The following is a 24018-nucleotide window of genomic DNA, read 5'->3' on the forward strand; positions in this document are numbered from 1 at the left end:
GTTTTATACTAATTTTTCTAGGCTATCTGTCGTCTTGCTGATTTCTTCATCTGTCAGCTTATAGTTCGACATATTGCCTGTTAAATACTGATCGTAAGCTGTCATATCAATTAACCCATGTCCTGATAGACAGAATAATATATTTTTCTGTACGCCTTCTTCTTTTGCTTTTAAAGCTTCACGTATTACTGTTGCAATGGCGTGTGTAGATTCGGGAGCAGGAATAATTCCTTCTGTATTGGCAAAAAGCTGACCGGCTTCAAATGTTTCTAATTGAGGAATAGCTTGCACTTCAATTAACCCATCTTTACGAAGTTGGCTTACAATTGTTCCTGCACCATGGTATCTCAATCCTCCTGCATGAATATCAGCGGGCTGAAAATCATGTCCAAGTGTGTACATCGGTAAAAGTGGAGTTAAACCAACGGAGTCACCGAAGTCATACTCGAATTTACCTCTCGATAATTTAGGACAAGAAGCCGGTTCCGAGGCTATGATGCGAATACCTTTTCCATCAACTATTTTGTGACGAAGGAAAGGAAAACTGATTCCCGAAAAGTTAGATCCACCACCAAAGCAACCTACAACGATATCAGGATATTCTCCTGCAATTTCCATTTGCTTTTCACTTTCCAATCCTATAACAGTCTGATGTAATGAAACGTGATTCAATACACTACCTAAAGTGTAGCGGGTATCAGGATCTTTTGCTGCCATTTCTACAGCTTCGGAAATAGCAATACCTAAACTGCCTGAGTTATTGGGGTCTTTAGCCAATATACTACGTCCCGATTCTGTTTTATTACTGGGTGAAGCAATTACGTTAGCTCCCCAGGTTTGCATCATCATTCTTCTATATGGCTTTTGCTCATAGCTAACTTTTACCATATATACTTCCAGATCCAATTTGAATACGCTGGATGCAAAGCTTAATGCAGCTCCCCATTGTCCGGCTCCGGTTTCGGTAGTCAAACGTTTAATTCCTTGCTTCTTATTATAGTATGCCTGAGGCAATGCCGAATTCAATTTATGTGAGCCGATAGGGCTTACACTCTCATTCTTAAAATAGATATGAGCAGGTGTACCCAATGCTTTTTCCAATCCGGTAGCTCTCACTAATGGTGTTGGTCTCCATATTTTATACAACTCTCTCACTTCTTCTGGAATATCAATCCATCTGTCTTGAGACATTTCTTGTTGTATAAGTTCTTTGGCAAATATAGGCTCTAAGTCTTCTGCACTTAAAACTTCTTTTGTGGCCGGATTTAGTGGAGGTAAAGGTTTGTTTACCATATCAGCTACAATATTATACCATTGTTTAGGAATCTCGTTCTCACTTAAAAGTATTTTCTTCAACATAATAATTGACTTATTTAAAATAATACTAGATAATAGGCTTATACTTATTTTGATAAAAAATTCTTTACTATTACTGCTCCTTCGGGAGTCAATACGGATTCGGGGTGAAACTGTACACCATGCACATCATATTCTTTATGTTTCATAGCCATAATCTGTCCATCATTGTCAGTAGCAGTAACAACAAAACATGATGGAAGGTCTTTAGCATCAACAATCCATGAGTGATAACGTCCTACCTCTATATCCTTATTAAGACCATCGAAAATATAATCATTTTCAATAATAGTTGTACTTGTAGTTATTCCGTGATATACATCTTCCAGATTTACAAGATTAGCACCAAATGCTTCACCTATAGCCTGATGACCGAGGCATACACCTAAAATAGGTTTTGTGGCAGCATATTCTTTAATTAAAGGAAGTAGAAGACCTGCTTCTGATGGAACACCGGGACCGGGTGATAAAATTATTTTATCGTATTTAGAGATATCAGCTAATGCTATTTTATCATTTCGAACAACATCTACATCTGTATATCCAAGCTGTTTTACAAGGTGAACCAGATTATATGTAAATGAGTCGTAATTATCAAAAATTAATATTTTCATAAAATTGAGTATTAAGGTCTCAGACCTATTTATTACCTTGGTTTACTTATAGTCTACGACTTAGTTCTTTATTGTTACAGCAAAATCTACAGCTTTTTTTAAAGCTCCCAGTTTATTTTTCACTTCCATAACTTCGGTTTCGGGAGTAGATTTAGCTACGATTCCCCCACCCGCTTGATAATAAAGTGTGTTGTTTTTGCTAAGGAAAGTACGGATGGTTATCGCTTGATTAAGATCGCCATTGAAGCCGATGTATCCGATACAACCGCCATAAACTCCACGCATTGATTTTTCAATATCTCGGATCAATTGCATTGCTCTTACTTTAGGTGCTCCTGACAAAGTTCCCGCAGGAAATGTATCAGCAAATACTTTTATGCTGTCTACATCTTTATCTATCGTTCCGCTTACACGAGATACCAAATGAATCACATGAGAATAAAACTGTACGTTTTTATAAAAATCAACTTTTACATCGTGACAGTTTCGGCTGAGATCGTTGCGAGCAAGATCAACCAACATCACATGCTCCGCATTTTCTTTTTCATCTTTCAACAGGTTTTCAGACAATACACGGTCTTTCTCATCATCACCTGTTCGGAAATAAGTTCCGGCAATAGGATCAATATAAGCTTTTCCTTTTGTCACTTTACAGTGAGTTTCGGGAGAAGAACCAAATACACGGAATGAGCCAAAATCGAAGAAGAACAAATAAGGAGAAGGATTTATAGATCGTAATGCTCTATATACATTGAATTCATCTCCTTTAAATTTTTGAGTAAAGCAACGTGATAATACAATTTGAAATACATCACCTCGTTTACAATGTGCAATTCCTTTTTTGATCATTTCGACGTGTTCTTCGTCTGTTATATAAGAACACTCGTTGCCGATGCTTTCGAAATTGTAAGTTGCTATATTATTATTCATCAATATGGCTTCCAGTTCTTCTGTTCGGGAAGTATCTCCTTCAACAACATTTTCAACGATTGTCAATTCATTTTTTAAATGATTAATGACAATGATAAAACGATATAGAATATAGTAAAATTCGGGAATACTGGCATTATCCAATTTGAAATTAACCGAATCAACATCTTCGAAGTGATGAATAGCATCATAAGATGTATACCCGAAGAAACCATTTGTTGCCGTAGGGTTTTCTCCCTTTACATCAAATTCCTGTATAAACTGCTTGAAAACAGAAGTCAATTGATCTGATTCCAATAAAGGTTTTTCTATTATTTCTCCTGATGGATATTGTTTTGTAATAGTTCTATCCTCTACTTTAAATCTGGCAATAGGGTCAACACCTACAAAAGAGAAACTATTTTCATTTGTGTGGAAATCAGAACTCTCCAGCAATGCCGATTCTGTATAAGCATCTCTAATTTTCAGATATATGCCCACAGGGGTTTGCATGTCTGCCAGAAGCTTTTTAGTTTGAGTTTGTATTTTTATTTTCATTTTTTAGATTCTTCTTTGATTCGTACATAGGTTTCCATATCCTTATCTCCTCGTCCCGAAAGGCAGAGTACAATAACATCAGCAGCTTTGAATTTCTTTTGACCGAAAACTCCTAAGGCGTGAGCCGATTCAATAGCAGGAATAATGCCTTCTAGTTCGGTCAATTCAAATGCAGCAGCAATGGCTTCATCATCTGTAATAGCTAATACCTCCGATCGTCCTGTTCTTGCCAAATGAGCATGTAACGGACCAATTCCCGGATAATCCAAACCGGCAGATATTGAATAGGGTTCTTCGATCTGCCCATCTTCCGACTGCATAATTAAGGTTTTACTACCATGAATAATACCCACTTTTCCTAAATGAATAGTTGCAGCCGATTCTCCTGAGTTTACTCCTAAGCCTGCTGCTTCTGCCAATACAATCTTAACATCAGCATCATCCAGAAAGTGATAAGTCATCCCTGCGGCATTACTTCCACCACCCACACAAGCTATTACATAATCAGGGGTTTCTTTACCCTCTTTTTCTAATAACTGTTTACGCGTCTCTTCACTAATTACCGCTTGAAGGCGCGCAACCATATCGGGATATGGGTGAGGTCCAACGGTAGAACCTATAATATAATAAGTATCGGAGGGATTACAACACCAGTCTCTAATTGCTTCGTTTGTTGCATCTTTCAGTGTCATATTGCCACTTGTAACAGGTACGACAGTCGCTCCAAGCATTTCCATCTTCTGAACGTTCAGTTTTTGACGTTCTACATCTGTTGCTCCCATATAAACAATACATTGCATGTTCATAAGTGCACAAACGGTTGCAGTTGCTACACCATGCTGTCCGGCTCCGGTTTCTGCAATAATACGGGTCTTTCCCATTCTTCGGGCCAGTAGTATTTGCCCGATAGTATTGTTTATTTTATGAGCACCTGTATGATTCAGGTCTTCACGTTTCAGGTATATTTTGCAATTGTATTTTTCGGATAATCTTTTAGCCAGATAAAGAGGCGAAGGTCTTCCTACATAATCACGAAGCAAATCATGATACTCTTTTTGAAAAGCCGAATCATCAAGTATTTCCAAATATGCCTTCTTTAAGTTTTCTACATTATCATAAAGAATTTCAGGAATATAAGCACCTCCGAATTCTCCATAAAAACCATTAGAATCAACATTAAATTTTCCCATTATATATTTGTTTTGTTATTTTCTATTTCATGAAAAAAGCCTATCGTGAGGACGATAGGCTTTCATTTATTATTTAATCATTTTTTCTTGATTAACACACAATGACCCGACTCACGACTTTTGCAGTTGTGAGCGCCACCAATATGTATTTGTCAATTGAAAATTCATTTCTTATTTCATTATGATATTTGCAAAGTTATAAAAAAATTATAACCAACAAACCATTTTGACTATTTTTTGAGAAAACTTTATATTACTTCTCCTCATTAGCTATAAACTCCTCTATCTTATCAATCATATTTTTACTTCCACAGTAGAAAGGTGTACGCTGATGAAGCTCTGTAGGCGTTAGTTCAAGAATACGTCTATTACCATCAGAAGCACGACCTCCGGCTTGTTCGGTGATAAAAGCCATTGGATTGCACTCATATAACAGACGCAACTTACCGTTAGGCGTTTTCAAAGTTGACGGATAGAGGTAGACCCCTCCCCTAATCAGATTACGATGGCAATCAGAAACCAGGCTACCAATATAGCGTGATGTATAAGGGCGATTCTCTTTTTCTTCCTGACAATACTTTATATAGTTCTTAATCCCTCGCGGAAAATGCACATAGTTACCTTCGTTCACCGAATATACATTGCCATCTTCGGGACACTTCATATCGGGATGTGACAAATAGAAACTACCAATAGCAGAGTTTAATGTGAAACCATTTACTCCAAAGCCTGTCGTATAAACAATCATGGTAGAAGTCCCGTAAAGAATATATCCTGCCGCTGCCTGATTTACTCCCGGTTGTAGAAAATCTTCCATGGTAACGGGTGTACCAACGGGAGAAATACGATGATAAACAGAAAAAATAGTTCCCACCGAAACATTTACATCAATATTTGAAGATCCGTCAAGAGGATCCATTAAAACAACATACTTATTATTGTGAGATTGATCTAATCCTTGAATGGTTATAAAATTATCATTTTCCTCCGATGCTATTCCGCAAACAATTTCTCGGTTAACAAGAGTTTCCACAAATATATTATGAGCATATAAATCGAGCTTCTGCTGATCTTCCCCTTGTACGTTTGTAGTTCCTACTGCTCCAATAATGTCTATCAGACCGGCTTTCCTCACCTTGTAGCTTACTACTCTCGCTGCCAAGAGTATCGAATTAAGAAGACGTGATAATTCTCCTGTCGAATATTGAAAGTCATCTTGTCTTTCAATAATAAACTCATCCAAAGTTTTTCTGGTATTACTTTTCATAGGCTTATTTACTTTGTAATTATATAAATACTATTGATATATATAATGCTTTAATTAGAAAATAGTTCTAAGAATATACTATGTTAAGTAGTAGTAAATATATTTATATAATATTATTTATCGATAAAATCCAGTTGTACATGTGATTATGAGGAAAATAAATTACATGGAAACTTTACTGTTTTTTGCAGGATAATTAGGGCTAGTCAAAATTGTTTCTTTAAATACATTTAGTTTACCTTCTTTGATATAAGGCTCCCCTCTTTCACTTAAATGCTCAATCATCGAATTACGCCACTTATCCAGATCATTCTTGTATTTTTTATTTTTAGATAAGTTGATTGTTTCTCCCCTATCCTTCTGTAGATCAAATAATTGTTCTTCTCCTGTATGGAAAAACCAGATGTACTTCATATTTCCATCCGTCAAAGCTGCCCAGTAATTAGCATTCTCATAAATTGTAGCATGTTCTAAATCAATATAGGGTCTCCATGCAGTCTTTTGATCTTTTAATAAAGGCAGTACAGACATTCCATCCATTTCCCGAGGTTTATCTATATGTGATGCTTCAAGGAACGTGGGCAGAACATCTCTCAACTCTACAACCTGATTTATTTTCTGATTGCTTTTAAGGTTCATATCTTTAGGAGGCTTCACTATAAAAGGAATATGGGACGAACCCTCGTAGGCATAAGTTTTACGCCAGTGGTAATGGTCTCCCAACATATCTCCATGATCCGAGATAAATATAATCAGAACATTATCATAGATACCTTTATCTTTTAAGCTTTGAATAATCCTCCCTATTTGGTCATCAACAAAAGTAACCGCACCATAATAGTATCTACGTGATTCCAGAGAATGTTCAAGCCCAAAGTCTCCAAATGGAGCATCAGGTGTCATTTTCCTATCAGCAAACGATTGGCACCAATCTCCAATGTATGGAGCCACAACATCTTTATCTTTATACATATCAGCATACTTCTTTGGAGGATCATAAGGGCTGTGCGGACGGGCAAAAGATATCTTAAGAAACATCGGCTGTTTCAAATTATAGTTTTCAATAAATCGAATAGCCTCATTACCTGTCCATTGGGTTGGATGCAGACGTTCTTCCAAAGCATATTCTTTCCCTTGATGTGCATTCCATCCGATTCCGGTAGAATCTGGATTAAGTCCTGGAGCTTCCATAGCAAACCATTGGCGGTAATCACTCACGAAATCAGGAGACTCAACCCGTCCCGATTCATCCAGAAAAGTTCCATGAAAGCCATGCAGGCTACGTTGGGGTGTCCAATGCATTTTGCCTATGCCAAAAGTAAAGTAACCTGCATCACGCAGCATTTGAGGCATTTCGTTTGGGTATTTCGGTGCAACTTTATAATATCCTAACATTCCATGTTTCCACGGAGCATTACCAGTCAATAAACTAGCTCTTGCAGGTGTACTACTGGGTAAAGAAGAATAACCATTCATAAATAATGCACCATCTTCAGCTAAAGCATCCATATGCGGAGTTGATATATGAGGGTTACCCATGGCACCCACACAATCAAAACGCTGCTGATCGGTCATGATTAAAATTAAATGAGGCTTTGGTTGATCCTGCGCCTTGTGTTTTGAGGGTATGACCAATCCGACTAATGTGAAGGATATTAGTTTTAATGTTTTCATAATACTGTAACAAATTAAGGTTGAAGCTCAAAAGAGCTTATATAAGTAGATCAAAGGTATCGAAAATAGAATAAAAACAGAAAATATTCTTTATCTATTAACTATTTCCTTTTGATAATAAACTTGATTCGATGATAGAATGTACCTTATTTATTAACTCGGGAAGATCGTCTGAGGTAAGATTAGCTGTTTCTATCGGTTCATGGAATGTGAGAGAAATAGCAGATGGAGACATACGCCATGAGTGAATTGGAAGCACTTTGTAGGCTCCGTCAATAGTCATCGGAACAATGGGTAGCTTTAAACTCAAAGCTGTCTGAAAAGCCCCTTTTTTGAATTCAGCCATATGCCCGTCAGGGGTGCGGTGTCCTTCGGGAAAAACAACTGTCGACATACCCTCTTTTAGAGTATATCTCGTATTCTTCATGGTTTCCACAATGCCTTTTCTACTCGATTGGTCTACAAATACATGACCGGCTTTTGAAGATGCAAGTCCCACGAGTGGCATCTTTTTTAAACTTTGCTTCATCAGCCATTTAAAATTATGACCTAAATAGCCATATACCAAAAATATATCGAAAGCTCCCTGATGATTTGCAACGAATATATAAGACTGCTTTTTATCTAAAACTACTTTGCGATTTACCTTTATACGTAATAAGGCAGCTACACATACAAATCGCCCCCAAATAACTCCCGGATAATATCCCCAGAATTTATTATTGCCCAGAGTAGAACCTATTATTATTGTTAAGGTACACCAGGTTGTAGAGATAATAAGCAATGGTACAAAAATTACCCATTGATATATAAGATATAAAATACGTATCATAGAAGTATTATCGGTAAATAAGTCTTAAGACCCTTTTATTAGTTTCAAATATAACTGTTTTAAATGAAATGATAAAGTTTTGGTGCGAGCGAGTTGATTTCAATCTTTCAATTTAATAGTAAGCAAGAAACGAGAACTGCATATAATTGCAGTTCTCGTTTATATTTAAACTAAGATATTTTATCAGATACCCAGATCTTTACATATTTGTTCGATTTTAGCTTCTGTTGCTGCATCCACTTTTTCAAAATCGGCACGAGATGGTAATTTATCAACTACCTCAATATAGAATTTTATTTTAGGCTCTGTACCTGAAGGACGAATTGAAACCTTAGTTTTATCTTCTGTAAAATACTGAAGTACATTAGATGTAGCAGGCATATCCAGTTTCGAAATTTTACCGGTTATAAGATCTTTTACTTCCAGTATTTCAAAATCTTTTACTAAAGTAACTTTCGATCCGGCAATTTCCTCTAATGGGTTATTACGGAAATTATCCATCATCGATTGAATTTCCTGTGCTCCCGACATTCCCTTCTTAACAACAGAAATACCTTTTTCTTTAGAGAAACCATATTCTACATAAATATCCTGAAGCATTTCGTAGATAGTTCTGCCATTGTCTTTACACCATGCAGCTATTTCGGCAAACAGAGCGGCAGATGAAACAGAGTCTTTATCACGAACAAAATCTTCAGCTAAAAAGCCGTAGCTTTCTTCACCTCCACCGATATATTGACGTTTACCTTCCAATTGACGCATTACAGATGCAATCCATTTAAATCCTGTAAAGCATTCGAACATCTCTACACCATTTTTCTCGGAAATAACCTGAGTCAGTTCGCTGGTTACAATAGTACGAACAGTATATTCGGTTCCGGTCAGTTTGCCAAGTTCCTTCCAACGGGTAACAAGATAATATATAAGAATAATCATTGTCTGATTACCATTCAGTAAAATAAAATCTCCGTTAGTATCACGTACTCCTGCACCAAAGCGGTCAGCGTCGGGGTCAGTTGCAAATACTAAATCAGCACCTGTTTCTATACCTTTTTTTACTGCCATTGCCATAGCGGCAGGTTCTTCCGGATTAGGAGAAACTACTGTTGGGAAATTGCCATCTACCACGTCCTGTTCAGGTACATGTATTATATTCGTAAATCCGTATGCTTTTAGAGCTTGAGGTACAATCTGCCCACCTGTTCCATGAATAGGTGTATATACTATACCAATATTTCCGTGACGCTTGATTGACTCCGGAGACAATAGTATCGCTTTAAGAGATTCTATGAATTTATTATCCATATCCTCGCCCAAAGATTCGATCAAAGCCGGATTTCCTGTAAATTTAATTTCAGCAACCGAGCTGATACTATTTACCTCTTCAATGATATTTTTGTCATGAGGAGGTGTTACCTGTGCCCCGTCATCCCAATAAGCTTTATATCCATTATACTCTTTCGGGTTGTGAGATGCTGTAAGAATAACCCCACTCTGACACCCTAAGGTACGTATTGCGAATGACACTTCAGGTGTTGGTCTTAAATTTTCAAAAAGATATACTTTTATCCCATTAGCTGAGAAAATATCGGCAACAACCTGTCCGAAATATTTACTGTTGTTACGGCAATCATATCCAATAACAACTTTGATTTGTTCCAGATGAGAAAACTGCTTTAATAAATAATTGGATAACCCTTGGGTTGCAGCACCAAGAGTATACTTATTGATACGATTAGTACCTACTCCCATAATTCCACGAAGACCACCCGTGCCAAATTCTAAATCTTTATAGAAAGATTCCATCAGGTCAGTTTTATCCGTATTGTTAAGCATGCGTTGAACGTCAGCTTTAGTTTCGGCATCATAATCACCGGCTAACCATACATTAGCCTTAGAAGTAACTTGCTTTAGCAGTTCTTTGTTTTCCATAATACTTATATGTATTTTATTTTGTTATTTCTTAAACACAAATATAATAAAAGTAGATTGACCGACAATCAAACTAATTAACAAATAGCACTCTTTTTCCAAAAATAGACTCAATGAAAAATCACTTATTATTTTCTTGGTTTTTATTATCCACCAATTCAGAATCTTTTAATTGAACTGGTTTTGACCCTTTTCTCAGTTTCATATTGAAAAATTCGACCAATAAAGAGAATGCTATTGCAAAATAGATATACCCTTTTGGTATTTCGCCAACAACAGAACCGAATATTGAGATTTGAGATAAATGAGCTGCTTCTACTAGCAACATCACTCCTATCAGAATAAGAAAAGAAAGTCCTAATATTTGAATAGTAGGGTGCGTATTCACAAAGCGACTTACAGGTCCGGAGAATAATAGCATAATAACTACTGAAATAACGACAGCAGTAACCATAATAGACATTGCTCCTACATAACCAAATTCATTAAAACTTACTAAACCGACGGCAGTAAGAACACTATCAAAAGAGAAAACAATATCTAGAGCTATAATTTGAACTACAACAGAAATGAAGCTGGTTTTCTTCGCTTCTCGCCCATGGTCTTCCATACCTTCAAGTTTGTGATGAATTTCTGTCACACTTTTATATAAGAGGAAAAGACCACCAAAAAAGACAATTAAACTTTGCCCCGAAATAGAACCATCAAACCAAGATGTATCAATAGTAATGATAGGTTGGGTCAATTTCATTAGCCATGAAATGCAAAACAGTAATAGTATTCTAAAGAGCATAGCACAACTCAAACCGATAGTTCTTGCTCTGGGTTGTTGTTCTAAAGGTAGTTTAGATGACATTATTGATAAGAAAACAATATTATCAACACCTAATACAATTTCTAGAAAGGTTAGTGTTAATAAAGCAATCCATGCGGAAGGAAGCAAAAAGGTTTCTAATATCTCCATGAGTAAAGTCTATTTATAAATTTGCACAAATTTAATTCTATTCTGATATATACATCAATATTAAGCCTGATAAATATTGATAGGTGTGTCATTTTTATAGCATACTTATCATATCACTTACTCAAAGAATAATGTAGAGTAAGATTTCTTATCTTCAAAAACAAAAGTATCTTTGCACACAAAGCCTATTTAAAATTAAGGTCTGATTTTTGATGAAGAAATATATACTCATAATAGCTCTATTAGTACCTATAAGTGCTTATTCTCAACACTTATTACAACGTAAGACTACACAACCCATACCAGCAGATTCTCTTGACTTACAATATTATTCAAAAAAGAACGGTTGGGGGGCAGCGGCTCAAATCTTCACACTTAATATGTCTATTTGGGCATTCGATCGTTATATAATGAAAGAAGATTTTGCATATATAGGCTTCAATTCTATGAGTGATAACCTGAAAAAAGGATTCTATTGGGATAACGATCAGATCGGAACAAATATGTTCTTGCATCCATACCATGGTAGTTTATACTATAATTCAGCCAGATCAAGAGGTTACAACTATTGGGAGTCAGGTCTGTTTGCTTTAGGAGGTAGTGCCATGTGGGAATTATTTCTTGAAAATGAGCCACCTTCAACCAATGATATAATTGCTACTCCAATTGGCGGAATGGCTTTAGGTGAAGTCCTTTATAGAGCTTCTGATTTGGTATATGATGATCGTAAACGAGGAGGAGAAAGATTTAGACGTGAATTTTTCGGTTTTCTTATATCACCAACCAGAGGGCTGACCAGAATAATAAACGGGGATGCATGGAAGAAAAGGTCGACCTCGGGTCGTCAGTTTGGTATTCCCGAAATTAGTGCAGAAATATCGGCAGGAGTCAGAGTATTAGAATTACAAGATGAAATATTAGATAAAGGTGTTGGCTTTACAACCACTGTTAGTGTTGAATATGGAGATCGTTATGAAGATGAAAGTACTAAACCTTTTGATTATTTTACGATACAAGCCAATTTGAATATACAAAAATCGCAACCTGTTTTAGGACAGATAAATATAATTGGACGACTCTGGGCGAGTCAACTAGTTGATTCTTCAAAAGATTATTTAGGGATAGGAATTTACCAACATTTCGATTATTACGATTCGGACACTATTTCGAAAAAATCGAATGAGATACCTTATAAACTGGCAGCTCCTGCAGCCGTAGGTGTGGGGCTTATACATAAGAGTAAACGTTTTGCTGACTGGGATTTTAATTCATACGTCCATCTTAATGGAATTATATTAGGTGCAAGTTTAAGTGATCATTACAGAGTGTCGAACAGAAACTACAACTTAGGAAGTGGGTTTGGGTGGAAAACCGGAATCAACATTTCTTACAAAGATAAAATCGGAGTGTCTTGGTTATATGAGGGATATAGGTTATTTACATGGAAGGGTTATGCTGAAGGAACAGACTTAGAAAATGTAGATTATGAACATCTGAATGCTCAGGGTGATAATTCGAATGCAACATTTAATTTAACGACCTTCCGAGTTGATCTCAAATTAAGAGATAAGATACATTTAACCGGAACAGCAACAGGCTATAGACGTTCTACTCATTATAAATATTATAATAATGTTTATTCAATAACTGCCGAGGGTCGACTAATGTTAACATACAAATTCTAAGGTTTACAGTTTTTGATATTTTCGATAGAGGGCATTAATTAGCAAATTAGATCAATGAGTTAGTTGTAATTCAGAATACAAAAAGGCAGATTTTTTCAAATCTGCCTTTTTAAATATTATATTAAGATTGCCTTAATTAGTGGCATCCACAGCCAGATCCACATGAAGAACCCTCAGACTCGTCTGAGCTTCCACATCCACAACCTGAACCACAACCTTCTGACTCGTCAGAACTGCCACAACCGCAACCTGAACCACAGCCACCGCCTTGAGGTGCGAATAATGCTGCAATTTCTTCTGCTGAAGCTTCTCTTATTGATAATACATTACCGGTAAAGTGTAATGTTTCGCCTGCTAAAGGATGATTGAAGTCCATTTGAACAGTATCGTCACTAACTGATACTACTGATCCGTTAAGTCTGTTACCATTAGAATCCATCATTGGAATGGTATTTCCTTCAAATACTACGCTTTCGTCCACTTTTCCATCAACCTCAAATATATTTTTAGGTAAATCTACTAAATGTTCGTCGTCATATTCGCCATATGCTTGGTCAGGAGTAAGAATGAAGTCGAAAGAATCTCCTTCAGCTAAACCATCTACATTTTTTTCAAAAGCTTCAAGCATAGAATTTGTTCCAAAAATGAACTCAAGTGGTTGCTCAGGAGTTGCTTTTTCCATTAACTCTTTTTCGTCACCTTCGCCAACATTCAAGTCATAAGATAGCGAAACAAATTTATTAGGTGAAATTTTCATTTTGATTATTTTATATTACTTAATATTTAATCGCCCGATATTTACTTCAGGCTATTTTTTTTAGTCTTCTCAGAATACATAACAAGAATCATGCCCTTTTGTTGAATGCGTTCTGTTTTATTAATTATTTAATTGCAGCTTTTAAGTTATTCAAGGCTTTTTCTAAAACAGGTCTTGGTGATCCTACATTCAGACGCATAAAGCCCTCTCCACCTTTACCAAACATAACACCGTCATTTAATGCCAGTTTAGCATCCTTTACAAATAATGATACTAAATCTTTCTGAGTCAAATTTAACTCCCTGCAATCAAGCCATACCAGAAATGATGCCTCAGGTATCATCGCTTTTATTTGAGGAATATTTGTTTTTAGAAATTGATCTACAAATTGAATGTTTCCCCAAATATACTCTTTAGCTTCAGTCAGCCATTCTTCACCCTTTTCGTATGCAGCCTGAGCAGCCAGATAGGCGAAAATATGACCTTCTTCTAATTCGCTACTTTTTAGATAATTATTGAATTTGGTTCTTATCTTTCCATTTGGTATAATAGAGTATGAACTTACAATACCTGCAATATTAAAGGTCTTGCTTGGAGCCATAAACGTTATACTATTTTGAGCCGCCTTTTCCGAAACAGAAGCAAACGGAACATGTTTATAGTTCTCAAAAGCCATGTCAGAATGAATTTCATCCGATATAACAAGTATGCCATTGTCATAACATATCTCTGCCAAATCGGCTAGTTCCTCTTTAGTCCAAACTCTACCTCCCGGATTATGAGGATTACAAAGTATTAATATCTTAGATGAGGTATTTATTCTTTTCTTTAAATCAGACAAATCCATTATATATTGTCCTGCCTCCAGCACTAAAGGATTGTCTACGACTTTCCGCTGATGCAAGCTGGGTATAATTCTGAATGGATGATATACCGGAGGTTGTATTATAACATGATCTTCTTTGGTAGAAAAGCAATCTATAACAAAAGCAATTCCTTTTACAATGCCTGGTATAAATGTTATCCATTGTTGATCTAAAGTCCAATCATGACTTTTTTTCACCCAACTGATAATCGAATTATAGTATTCTTGGGAAGGACAAGTATAACCGAATAAACCATGCTTTGCACGTTCTATGATAGCTTCGGAAATCGCCGGAGGCGATAAGAAGTCCATATCTGCCACCCATAAAGGTATTAGGTTTTCGTTACCATATCTTTCTTTTAAAACATCTGTTTTTAGAGCATTAGTTCCTCTGCGATCTATGATTTGATCAAAATTATACTTCCCCATTATCAGAATTCTTCAATTTAGGTATTTATTTACTATCCAAACTAAGAGACAAAGGTAATAAAATAAAGAGGTATATTTTCTTAAAAATTATAGATAAATAGATAAAACCAGAGCCATCTCTTATTCTGGCATTTGGTTTAAGTTCAATTGAAAAAGTATTCGAATAATATATTTGCAGCCTCTCTCAGTAAGAGAGAGGCTATTTAAGCAGTGTCTGAGGTATTAATGTGTTTTTCCTTCATTCTGACGACGGTCAATTAAATCTTCTATCGGCTTTACTATCAACGGATCCTCATTTGTTCTTAGTTGATTGACCAGCGCTATTGTACTATACATCGAATAAAATGTTCCTGCCGCAGAGGATAATACACCCAGATTATCAGCAGCATATCCGTAATTGGTATATGCCTTTTCCGTATCTCCGGCCAGTAGATAAGCTACAGCAGCATCCAAAGCACATATCTTTATCATATTTTTGGACGACGACTCCGGATTATATTGTGATTCGAAATATTTAGCCAACTCTTCACACTTCTTTCTTAGATCATCACCATATGGAGTTGAAAAAGCTTCAATAACAGTAGCTTCCAATTCTGTAATTGCTTTATATAATTCAGGAAAATTATCTATATTTTTTTTATCCATTGAAATTATATAAGGCTTGAAATCACATTTTGGCGTACCATACGAACAGGTTATAATCCTAGATGCTAATTTTAAGTAATCCTCATATACATTCATTTCCATACGTGCTAATATCGAGTTTTTCTCATCATCTGCAATTTTTATCAAGTCTTGATCATCCAGAATAAATCCATAATTTACTTTATTGGTAACTGTTGTGCTCTCAAATGCCACATCATCTCTTAATTGGGGATGGAATGTCTGTGCCATGGCTACTGTACCATCATTAATGATATATGTCTTCAAAAGATTTCCATCTTTATCTTTAACCAAAATTTTGCATGGAAATGTATAAGTAAAATCTAAAACTTTTCCTCCATTCTTAAAAGTATACGGTCTGCTGGTGCTGAGATATTGCAGCCCCGAAGTCTCCAACTCAAAGTAGAAATCAGCGGGTTCCCCAGATTTCACTTTTTTTGCATTAATATTACTTACAGAGTGTAATATGCTTCCGTGAAAACCACCTAATTTTTGAGCTTTATCCCAATAATTAAGTTTAATAGGAGCATCGTAACGATATGTCTGCTCTTTAGTTAATGACTGAATGGCACCGGAAAACTCTTTCGAATTACCAACTGATGTGGATTTGTCTTTAATGTCTTGTGCTGTTACCGAGAAGCAAATACTAAGGAATAAAATAGTAAAGATTAATAAAGGTTTCATGTTTCTAAATGTTAAATGTGTCCTCAAATATAATAATATTTTAACAAAATAGCACGATTTAGTTTTAAACTTAGAGTATATTCAATTTTAGAACTAAAAAAATAAGAATAAGCATTCTTATTAAAGAGTATAAAGCCTCCCGAAGAGGAGATTAAGAGGGGCGGAAGTAAATAGATAAGGTAACAAAAGTGATCGATAAAATGACTAATAAATGTCATCTTTGTAATCTTTTTAAATCACTGTAATTCAAAGAGTAATCATCGAGAAGATGACAAAGGTTACAAGGACAACACTTTTTTTCGGTTTCCCGATTCGGGTAGATACCTAAGGCCAGCCTCTATTGCACTCTGTTAACTGATAGATAAATAAATTAGCACCTGTATAATTAATAAGAGGCTGCCCTTACGGACAACCTCTCATTTTGTAATACTTACTTTATAAGTATTTTTTATTTTGCAGCTTTCGCTTTTGCTTTATCTTCTTTTCTTTTTAAGAAGTCATATGCAACCGGAGTAGCAATGAATACTGATGAATATGTACCAAGAATAATACCTAGTAACATTGCAAAAGTAAAGCTTCTGATTGAATCACCACCTAATACAAAGATACAAAACAATACAAGTATCGTACTTAAAGATGTACTAACTGTACGAGTTAGAGTTGTATTCAGCGAGTCATTTATATTCAGAGCAATATCTCTTAATGGGAAATCACGTCTTCTCTCACGTACACGGTCAAAGATTACAACCTTATCGTGGATAGAGAATCCAACCACAGTCAGGATTGCTGCAATAAATGTTTGATCAATCTCCAATGAGAATGGCATGATCTTGTGGAAGAATGAGTATGCGAAGATCACAATGGCAGCATCATGAGCAACGGCAATAATTGTTCCTAAAGAGAAGGCCACATCTCTAAATCGAAGTAATATATATAATCCCATACAAATGATTGCCAGAATAACCGCACCAACAGCTGCTGTTTTCATGTCATCCGCCACACTGGGACCAACTTTTTGAGAACTTTGAATATAGTCGTCAATAGTTTTACCCGATGCAATGTAACTGCTAAGAGCAGTGTTCATTTTATCTTTAATTTCAGCTTCAACTTCGTCTCTTGCGTCTTCAATCTTGTAATTGGTGGTTATTCTCACCTGATTGCTTGAACCGATTGTGATTACACTAACCATAGACTCTTCACCCAATACAGGTTTAAGAGCATCTGTAATGTCTTCTGTATTTACCGGATTATCGAAACGTACAATATAGTTACGTCCACCGGTAAAGTCAATACCGTTATTCAATCCAAGAGTGAATATCGAAACAATACCTAATAAGATTACAGCCAAAGATGCTGCATATGCTTTTCTATGTAGATTCAAGAAATTAATCTTAGTATCCATCAAGAAGTTCTGAAGAGGTTTCGAAGAGAAAGTCAAATTTGCAAACTTACCCTTAGAAAAACCATAGCTGTAAACCAAACGCGTCATGAAGATAGCAGTAAAGAACGATGCCGAGATACCGATGATTTCGGTAATAGCAAATCCTCTGATAGCTCCGGTTCCAAAATTATAAAGGATTAAACCTGTAATAATAGACGTTAAGTTAGAGTCAAAGATGGCAGAGAATGCATGTTTGTAACCATCCTGAACGGCAGTCTTCACATTCTTGCCCGAACGTAATTCTTCTTTTGTTCGTTCATAGATAAGTACGTTCGCATCAACGGCCATCGCTAAAGCCAATACCAAACCTGCAATACCCGGTAAGGTAAGAACGGCATGGAATGACGCCAGAACACCCAGTGTGAAGAACAAATTGAGCAATAAAGCCGCATTTGCAATCATACCCGGTATAAAACCGTAAACCAAACACATGTATGCCATTAAGACAATAAGCGCTACAACAAAAGAGATAAGTCCCGATTGGATAGCTTCCTCTCCAAGAGACGGACCTACGATATCTTCTTGTACAATACGTACACCGGCACGCATTTTACCCGATTTAAGAACGTTTTCTAAATCTTTTGCTTCCTCTACAGAGAAATTTCCTGTAATAGAAGAATTTCCTCCTTCGATACGATCATTTACATTTGGTGCTGAATATACATAACCATCAAGAACGATCGCAATTGAACGACCTCTTTCAGCTCCTGTAATAGCAGCCCAACGTTTTGCTCCTGTAGAATTCATTTGCATACTAACACCCCAGCCTTGACCTTGTATTTGGTCTGCACTCGCGGTAACGATAGCTTCACCATCTAAAGCTGGTCCTCTTTTAGTACCATCGCCACGAAGTGCGAATAACTGGAATACAGTTTCTTTATCGTCAATAGCTTTAAAGCCCCATGCAAATTTAAGATCTGTAGGATACAAATCTTTAGATGCACGCAAAATTGTATTTATTGATGCAGTATCTTTTCTGTCAGCTATACCAACAACTGAACCCCCACCCCATTTTTGATCAAAATATTCAAATAATGATTTTGTAAACATGGGTGTTGTTGATTCCGACTCTACCTGGGTAACAGGAGCTACAGACAAAGAGTCGGTAGATATAGAATCAGCAGCTACAACTGCATTATTAGCAGGAGTTTTTGCTGCCAGTAATTCCACACTTCTCGAATTGATAGCACCTAAATAACCTTGAATTTCCTGAAGGTTATATGTCTTCCAGAATTCAAGATTTGAATTTCCTTGCAAAAGTTTCTTTACACGTTCAGGTTCTTTAATACCCGGTAATTCAATAAGAATACGTTCTGCACGATCCAGTTTTTGAATGTTTGGAGCAACAACCCCGAAACGGTCAATACGTGTGCGCAATACGTTGAATGAATTATCTGCTACACTTTGCAATTCTTTTTCAAGAACTTTCTTCACTGTAGCATTATTATCCGTTGGAGCTATCTGGTCCTTAAGTCTTGCTCCAAATACGATAGCTAACTTTCCTGATTTGTCAATAGCTTCATATTTTTCGACAAATAAAGTAATAAAGTCTTTATTACTACCCTTACGGTTTTCATCTATAGCTTGTTGTAAAGCTTTGTTGAATTGAGCATCTTCTTCATTAGCCAATGAGCGCAATACAGCAGCAGCATCGATTTCAAGAATAACGTTCATCCCACCTTTAAGGTCAAGGCCTAAACCGATTTCTTTTTCTCTGGCTTGTTTTAAGGTATATCCCAACCATACTTTTTCTGTAGAAATAGAGTCCAGATAATGACTCTGAGCATTAAGATCACCATTAGAGTATTCGGCAGCTTGTTTTTCATAATATCTCGTCACAAAGGAGAATGATAAATAAAAACAGCAAACTACAGTCAACAAAATGGCAAACGTTATTACAAATCCCTTGTTTTGCATTTTAAAGTTACTTTTGTTACTATTTGTTTATTTTAATATTTAATTTTCAATGATATAGATTCCAAAACCTTTTGCAGTTATAAATACACTCAAATAATAGAATAATGCAAATATATCTTAAGAAACGGCTTAGAACACGACTTAAGCGTGCAAATATAATCTTTTTTATCTTTTTCTAAAGTGAAATAGTAGCTTATTTTAAAATCCGCTAATCCTTGCAATAAGAGGATGCTCATTAAGCATTAGTTTTCAATATATTAAAAAATATTTTCAAAGATACACTTATATTTTTTCAAAATAGGCTTGCGGATGCAAAATATTTGCCATACTTTTGCATCCGCTAATGAGGCATGGCGGGATAGCTCAGATGGTTAGAGCGCATGATTCATAATCATGAGGTCCCGAGTTCAATTCTCGGTCCCGCTACTTTAGATTGAGAGGTTTACAATGTTTTGTAAGCCTCTTTTTATTTGGGGTGTAAACTATGTGCTAAATACATTAGGAATATCTAAATTTTTGTCTCAGCAATAAACTAGCTTTCTATTTTATTGAACTTAGAGCCTTTGGAAGCATTAAAAGGAAAGGTAGAGCTTTAGAATAATCTAAGTCTGGGTACTCTAACCCTAAACGGCGTAAGTTATCGTAATAAGCTTGATGGTGTATGTAGTACTGTTTCTCGCTCTGTATAAACCAAGCTTTTTCTCCCAACTGTTGAGCTAAAAACCATTTCTCAATTAAACGTCCCGATCTTCCGTTCCCATCGTTCCAAGGGTGAATCTTTACAAAGCTAAGATGCAGATAAGATGCAAAATAAAAAACTTCTTCAATACTCATTTTTTGCTTACAGAGTGTTTCCAAATCAGCATACCATTTTTGCATCTCAATTTCAAGCTCATAAGGCGAAATCGCGACATATTCTATTCTTCCATCTTCTGTTGTTACGTACATATTATGTATACGAAGCTTACCCTGTTTGCTATCTGCTACTATATTTTTGCTTAAAAGGCGATGTGCGTTTTCTATCGTTGATTGGTTCAATGGATTACTTTTAGCAAAAGTATAGGCATTGTACAAATCGTCAATCTTTCTAGTATAATCGGGTTGAAATTCTATCCCAAAACGCTTATGTTTAATGTAGCTGTCTAACTCAATAGTTTCACCTTCGATCTTGCTCGAATAGACAGAAGATACAGAGGTGTAAAAACTGAAACTATCGGTACTTATATCAGCATCCCTTAGCATATTTAAGGCTAAGGAAAGCTTGGGCACTTGCTCCAAATAGGCAGTGAGTAGATCAGTTTTGATGAGGTGCAATTGCATCGTTATTATTCTTTTTATTTCTGAATAAAACAAAGATATAAGTAACTTTCGGATTATTTCACGTCATAACCCATTATTAATTACGGTTCTTGTTATAGTTAACTTGATTTTTTCTCTAATAGCCCCCTACAGCCTTGTCGCAAAAACATCTACCACTCTAAAAAAACAAGAACAAGTAACCACTGAAGGCTACTTGTTCTAAATTTATAAATACCAGTAAGTATTTCTTACTTTATTGCTTTAATTGTAATCTTTGAAGATTTCAGACCTTTTGCTGTAGCTTCAAAAATTAATTCTCCCTCCTTTTCGTTCGATTGAACAATAGAAGTTAACTGCCCGTTAAAAGCAGGCATTTGTGGTAAATGAAACATATCCAAGCTTGTTGGGTCTCCATTTGCAGAAGCTCTGTATATCCCCTCCCCTGTTACAGCGAATTTTATTAATCGCTGATCGTCAGGACATAAATTTCCGTCTTTATCAACTACACGAACGTTTATATAAGCCAAGTCTTTTCCATCGGCTGATAGTTCGGTTCTGTCTGCAACCAGTTCTATGTGATGTGGTTTCCCTGCTGTGCGGATTATTTCTTCCTCTACAGCTTTTCCCTGAGCATCATAAGCAATTACTTTCACTTCACCGGGTTCATATACGGTATCCATCCACATCAAACGATAACGGCTTTGCAGTGAAGAGTTATTCTTGGTTTGCTTACCATAACTCTTGCCATTGATAAATAATTCTGCACTTGGATAGTTAGTATACACAAATACAGGAGTTATTTGACCTTCACGCCCTTTCCAATTCCAGTGAGGCAAAATATGAAGCGTATTATCATTCTTATTCCAGATACTTCTATAAAGGTAATATCTGTCTTTAGGTATGCTCGCTAAATCTATTATTCCAAACATCGAACTGTGATTAGGCCATGCGTCTGTATCATATGGAGATGGTTCTCCCAAATAATCGAAGCCTGTCCATACAAATTGCCCCATAGTCCAGTCATGATCATCCGCCAGAGCAAAATCATCATCGGGAAGATTAGACCAATCGCAGTATTCAAAATCATAAGACGATGATTGATGATCGTCATATATTGCATTGGCTTTTTTCTCTACAGGAAACTTATATATGCCGCGTGAACTAACGGTTGATGATGTTTCCGCACCAAGTACCAAATTTTGCGGTAATTTATTGTATGCTTCTTCATAACGATGAACTCTGTAATTAAATCCCGGAACATCTAACATTGCTGCAAAACCATTATTCAGGACGCAGGTTACCTGATCCATTCCACAAGTAACGGGACGGCTAGGATCTTCACGATGGCAGATATCTTGTAAGAATGATGCTACCTTATAACCTTCGGGGCTGCATTGCGTAGGTACTTCATTTCCAATACTCCACATAACCACGCTTGCATTATTTCGATAATTTCGAATCATATTTACCATATCTTTCTCTGCCCACTCATTGAAGAAACGATGATAACCGTTTTTACATTTAGCTATATCCCATTCGTCAAAAGGTTCTATCATCATCATAAAACCCATTTCATCACAAAGCTCTACTAATTCGGGAGCCGGCATATTGTGTGCTGTACGAATAGCATCGCAACCCATATCTTTGAGCATAGTCAATTGTCGGCGAAGAGCTGCTACATTAATTGCCGCTCCCAAAGGTCCTAAATCGTGATGATTACAAACTCCCTGAAATTTACGCTTTTTGCCATTCAGGAAGAAGCCCTTATCCGCAATCAGTTTTATATCTCTGATACCGAAACGTGTGGTATATTGATCGACCTTTTTGTCTTTAATATAAACATTCGAAACGGCTTTATATAAATAGGGTGTTTCCGGCGACCACAGATTAGGATTATTTACTATAAAGTTCTGTTCGAAAGGTTTCCCGTGATTGATTTTTAGAGTATTATCTTTTGTTGCCACAACCTTATTATCGGCATCCAATATTTCTGTTACTATTCTGATTTCATTATTATCAGAGTTTTCTATTTCGGTTCTAAGTTTTACCGAAGCATATTCTTCCGAAACAAAAGGTGTTGTAATGTGAGTACCCCAAACAGGTACATGAACCTCGTCTGTTACAATAATATGCACATTTCTATAAAGCCCCGCACCCGGATACCATCGTGACGATTGAGGTTTATTCTCCAAGCGTACCGCCAATATATTGTCTTTGCCATCGGTATTTAAGAAATCTGTCACATCGCAATGAAAAGAATTATATCCTAATGGCCAGAAGCATGCTTCTTTACCATTCACATATACTTTGGATTCGCTCATTGCCCCATCAAAAAGAAGCGATACACGTTTTTCTCCTTTTTTGAAATGATTGACGGTGAATGTATTTCTGTACCAACCGATACCCACATAAGGAAGTCCGCCTGTACGACCTGTTTTTATGGTGGCTTTGGTTTCCCCGTTCTGTGTAACAGCTACTTCCTGCAAATCGTGCTTACGATCGAAAGGTCCATATATAGCCCAATCGTGAGGAACTGTAACCGACTGCCAGCTCTTATCATCAAAATTATTCTGTACGGCATCGGGGTAATCTCCCTTGCTGAATTTCCAGTTTTTTTCTAAAACAAACTCTTCCCTTGCTGTTTGTGCCTGTAGCATTGTTACGCAAAATAAGACTAAAATGGATAAAGTTATTTTCTTCATAATATTGTGTTTAGCGAATAATGCCAATCAAGTGTTGAAAAGTTCTACTATAAATACTCATTAGTTACAAAAAGTAAACAAATTAGGTGACAAAAGTAACAGATAAATGACTAAAAAGTGTCACTTTTGAGTATTTCACAAACAACTATAAATCAAACGATAAGAATTAAAAAGGTGACAAAAGTCTAAGTACATGACAAAAATTTTATAGGATTTGTATTTATCTGACAATAAGGGTTTAACAACCATTGTGCTATATTGTCTAGTCCATACTTAAAGA

At 36.2% G+C, this 24018-nt stretch carries 16 protein-coding genes and 1 tRNA gene; 2 read left to right on the top strand and 15 right to left on the bottom strand.

The genetic code is table 11. The annotated features are described in order from the left end of the window. Window positions 1-3: 3 nt before the first annotated feature. From CLV62_RS09735 to CLV62_RS09775, 9 genes are all read right to left on the bottom strand, one after another. The gene (locus CLV62_RS09735; RefSeq protein ID WP_185144259.1) at window positions 4-1362 is read right to left on the bottom strand and encodes a TrpB-like pyridoxal phosphate-dependent enzyme; all 1359 of its coding nucleotides are present in this window, start codon (window positions 1360-1362) and stop codon (window positions 4-6) included. A gap of 41 nt (window positions 1363-1403) precedes the next feature. Next, window positions 1404-1970, bottom strand: coding sequence for an anthranilate synthase component II (locus CLV62_RS09740; RefSeq protein ID WP_110310590.1), 567 nt, complete (start codon window positions 1968-1970; stop codon window positions 1404-1406). A 60-nt stretch (window positions 1971-2030) separates the two neighbouring features. Further along, the gene (locus tag CLV62_RS09745; RefSeq protein WP_110310591.1) at window positions 2031-3437 is read right to left on the bottom strand and encodes an anthranilate synthase component I family protein; all 1407 of its coding nucleotides are present in this window, start codon (window positions 3435-3437) and stop codon (window positions 2031-2033) included. After that, window positions 3434-4627: a tryptophan synthase subunit beta gene (trpB, locus tag CLV62_RS09750; RefSeq protein ID WP_110310592.1), complete on the bottom strand. Its 1194-nt coding sequence runs from the start codon at window positions 4625-4627 to the stop codon at window positions 3434-3436. Before trpB ends, CLV62_RS09745 begins: the two co-directional genes overlap by 4 nt. 253 nt (window positions 4628-4880) lie before the next feature. Further along, complete coding sequence (fbp, locus tag CLV62_RS09755; protein WP_110310593.1) at window positions 4881-5894, bottom strand: class 1 fructose-bisphosphatase; 1014 nt, start codon at window positions 5892-5894, stop codon at window positions 4881-4883. A gap of 162 nt (window positions 5895-6056) precedes the next feature. After that, a complete protein-coding gene (locus CLV62_RS09760) occupies window positions 6057-7568 on the bottom strand; it encodes an arylsulfatase (RefSeq protein ID WP_110310594.1) in 1512 nt (503 codons plus the stop codon). 97 nt (window positions 7569-7665) lie between these two features. Then, window positions 7666-8400, bottom strand: a complete 735-nt coding sequence (locus CLV62_RS09765) for a lysophospholipid acyltransferase family protein (protein ID WP_110310595.1) — start codon at window positions 8398-8400, stop codon at window positions 7666-7668. A 183-nt stretch (window positions 8401-8583) separates the two neighbouring features. Then, a complete protein-coding gene (locus CLV62_RS09770; protein ID WP_110310596.1) occupies window positions 8584-10332 on the bottom strand; it encodes a phospho-sugar mutase in 1749 nt (582 codons plus the stop codon). 121 nt (window positions 10333-10453) lie between these two features. Next, on the bottom strand, window positions 10454-11296 hold the full coding sequence (locus CLV62_RS09775) for a TerC family protein (RefSeq protein ID WP_110310597.1): 843 nt from the start codon (window positions 11294-11296) through the stop codon (window positions 10454-10456). Between the two features lie 212 nt (window positions 11297-11508). Between CLV62_RS09775 and CLV62_RS09780 the strand changes: the two genes are divergently transcribed. Beyond that, complete coding sequence (locus tag CLV62_RS09780; protein ID WP_110310598.1) at window positions 11509-12981, top strand: DUF3943 domain-containing protein; 1473 nt, start codon at window positions 11509-11511, stop codon at window positions 12979-12981. Between the two features lie 136 nt (window positions 12982-13117). Here the strand turns inward: CLV62_RS09780 and CLV62_RS09785 are convergent, their stop codons facing one another. The 4 genes from CLV62_RS09785 to secDF form a co-directional block, all read right to left on the bottom strand. Continuing rightward, entirely contained in the window at window positions 13118-13738 is a 621-nt protein-coding gene (locus CLV62_RS09785; RefSeq protein ID WP_110310599.1) for an FKBP-type peptidyl-prolyl cis-trans isomerase, read from the bottom strand. Window positions 13739-13862: 124 nt separating this feature from the next. After that, a complete protein-coding gene (locus CLV62_RS09790; protein ID WP_110310600.1) occupies window positions 13863-15032 on the bottom strand; it encodes a MalY/PatB family protein in 1170 nt (389 codons plus the stop codon). A 222-nt stretch (window positions 15033-15254) separates the two neighbouring features. After that, complete coding sequence (locus CLV62_RS09795) at window positions 15255-16379, bottom strand: hypothetical protein (RefSeq protein WP_110310601.1); 1125 nt, start codon at window positions 16377-16379, stop codon at window positions 15255-15257. A gap of 448 nt (window positions 16380-16827) precedes the next feature. Then, window positions 16828-19737, bottom strand: coding sequence for a protein translocase subunit SecDF (gene secDF, locus CLV62_RS09800; protein ID WP_110310602.1), 2910 nt, complete (start codon window positions 19735-19737; stop codon window positions 16828-16830). Between the two features lie 352 nt (window positions 19738-20089). Here secDF and CLV62_RS09805 point away from each other — a divergent pair. Then, a tRNA-Met gene (locus CLV62_RS09805) sits at window positions 20090-20163 on the top strand. 114 nt (window positions 20164-20277) lie between these two features. Here the strand turns inward: CLV62_RS09805 and CLV62_RS09810 are convergent. Together CLV62_RS09810 and galB are read right to left on the bottom strand one after the other, a co-directional pair. Beyond that, window positions 20278-21057 carry a Fic family protein gene (locus CLV62_RS09810; RefSeq protein WP_110310603.1) on the bottom strand — a complete coding sequence of 260 codons (780 nt, stop codon included), beginning with the start codon at window positions 21055-21057 and terminating at the stop codon, window positions 20278-20280. 227 nt (window positions 21058-21284) lie between these two features. Beyond that, complete coding sequence (gene galB, locus CLV62_RS09815) at window positions 21285-23738, bottom strand: beta-galactosidase GalB (protein ID WP_110310604.1); 2454 nt, start codon at window positions 23736-23738, stop codon at window positions 21285-21287. Window positions 23739-24018 lie beyond the last annotated feature (280 nt).

The organism is Indolivaga alginatilytica, from assembly GCF_003201355.1.
GTDB classification, from domain to species: domain Bacteria; phylum Bacteroidota; class Bacteroidia; order Bacteroidales; family Dysgonomonadaceae; genus Dysgonomonas_A; species Dysgonomonas_A alginatilytica.

Excerpts from the sequence above, each read along its gene's own strand:
- CLV62_RS09740 (WP_110310590.1), bottom strand. The coding sequence starts at position 1,970 with ATGAAAATATTAATTTTTGATAATTACGACTCATTTACATATAATCTG.
- CLV62_RS09745 (WP_110310591.1), bottom strand. The coding sequence starts at position 3,437 with ATGAAAATAAAAATACAAACTCAAACTAAAAAGCTTCTGGCAGACATG.
- trpB (WP_110310592.1), bottom strand. The coding sequence starts at position 4,627 with ATGGGAAAATTTAATGTTGATTCTAATGGTTTTTATGGAGAATTCGGA.
- fbp (WP_110310593.1), bottom strand. The coding sequence starts at position 5,894 with ATGAAAAGTAATACCAGAAAAACTTTGGATGAGTTTATTATTGAAAGA.
- CLV62_RS09760 (WP_110310594.1), bottom strand. The coding sequence starts at position 7,568 with ATGAAAACATTAAAACTAATATCCTTCACATTAGTCGGATTGGTCATA.
- CLV62_RS09765 (WP_110310595.1), bottom strand. The coding sequence starts at position 8,400 with ATGATACGTATTTTATATCTTATATATCAATGGGTAATTTTTGTACCA.
- CLV62_RS09770 (WP_110310596.1), bottom strand. The coding sequence starts at position 10,332 with ATGGAAAACAAAGAACTGCTAAAGCAAGTTACTTCTAAGGCTAATGTA.
- CLV62_RS09775 (WP_110310597.1), bottom strand. The coding sequence starts at position 11,296 with ATGGAGATATTAGAAACCTTTTTGCTTCCTTCCGCATGGATTGCTTTA.
- CLV62_RS09780 (WP_110310598.1), top strand. The coding sequence starts at position 11,509 with ATGAAGAAATATATACTCATAATAGCTCTATTAGTACCTATAAGTGCT.
- CLV62_RS09785 (WP_110310599.1), bottom strand. The coding sequence starts at position 13,738 with ATGAAAATTTCACCTAATAAATTTGTTTCGCTATCTTATGACTTGAAT.
- CLV62_RS09790 (WP_110310600.1), bottom strand. The coding sequence starts at position 15,032 with ATGGGGAAGTATAATTTTGATCAAATCATAGATCGCAGAGGAACTAAT.
- CLV62_RS09795 (WP_110310601.1), bottom strand. The coding sequence starts at position 16,379 with ATGAAACCTTTATTAATCTTTACTATTTTATTCCTTAGTATTTGCTTC.
- secDF (WP_110310602.1), bottom strand. The coding sequence starts at position 19,737 with ATGCAAAACAAGGGATTTGTAATAACGTTTGCCATTTTGTTGACTGTA.
- CLV62_RS09810 (WP_110310603.1), bottom strand. The coding sequence starts at position 21,057 with ATGCAATTGCACCTCATCAAAACTGATCTACTCACTGCCTATTTGGAG.
- galB (WP_110310604.1), bottom strand. The coding sequence starts at position 23,738 with ATGAAGAAAATAACTTTATCCATTTTAGTCTTATTTTGCGTAACAATG.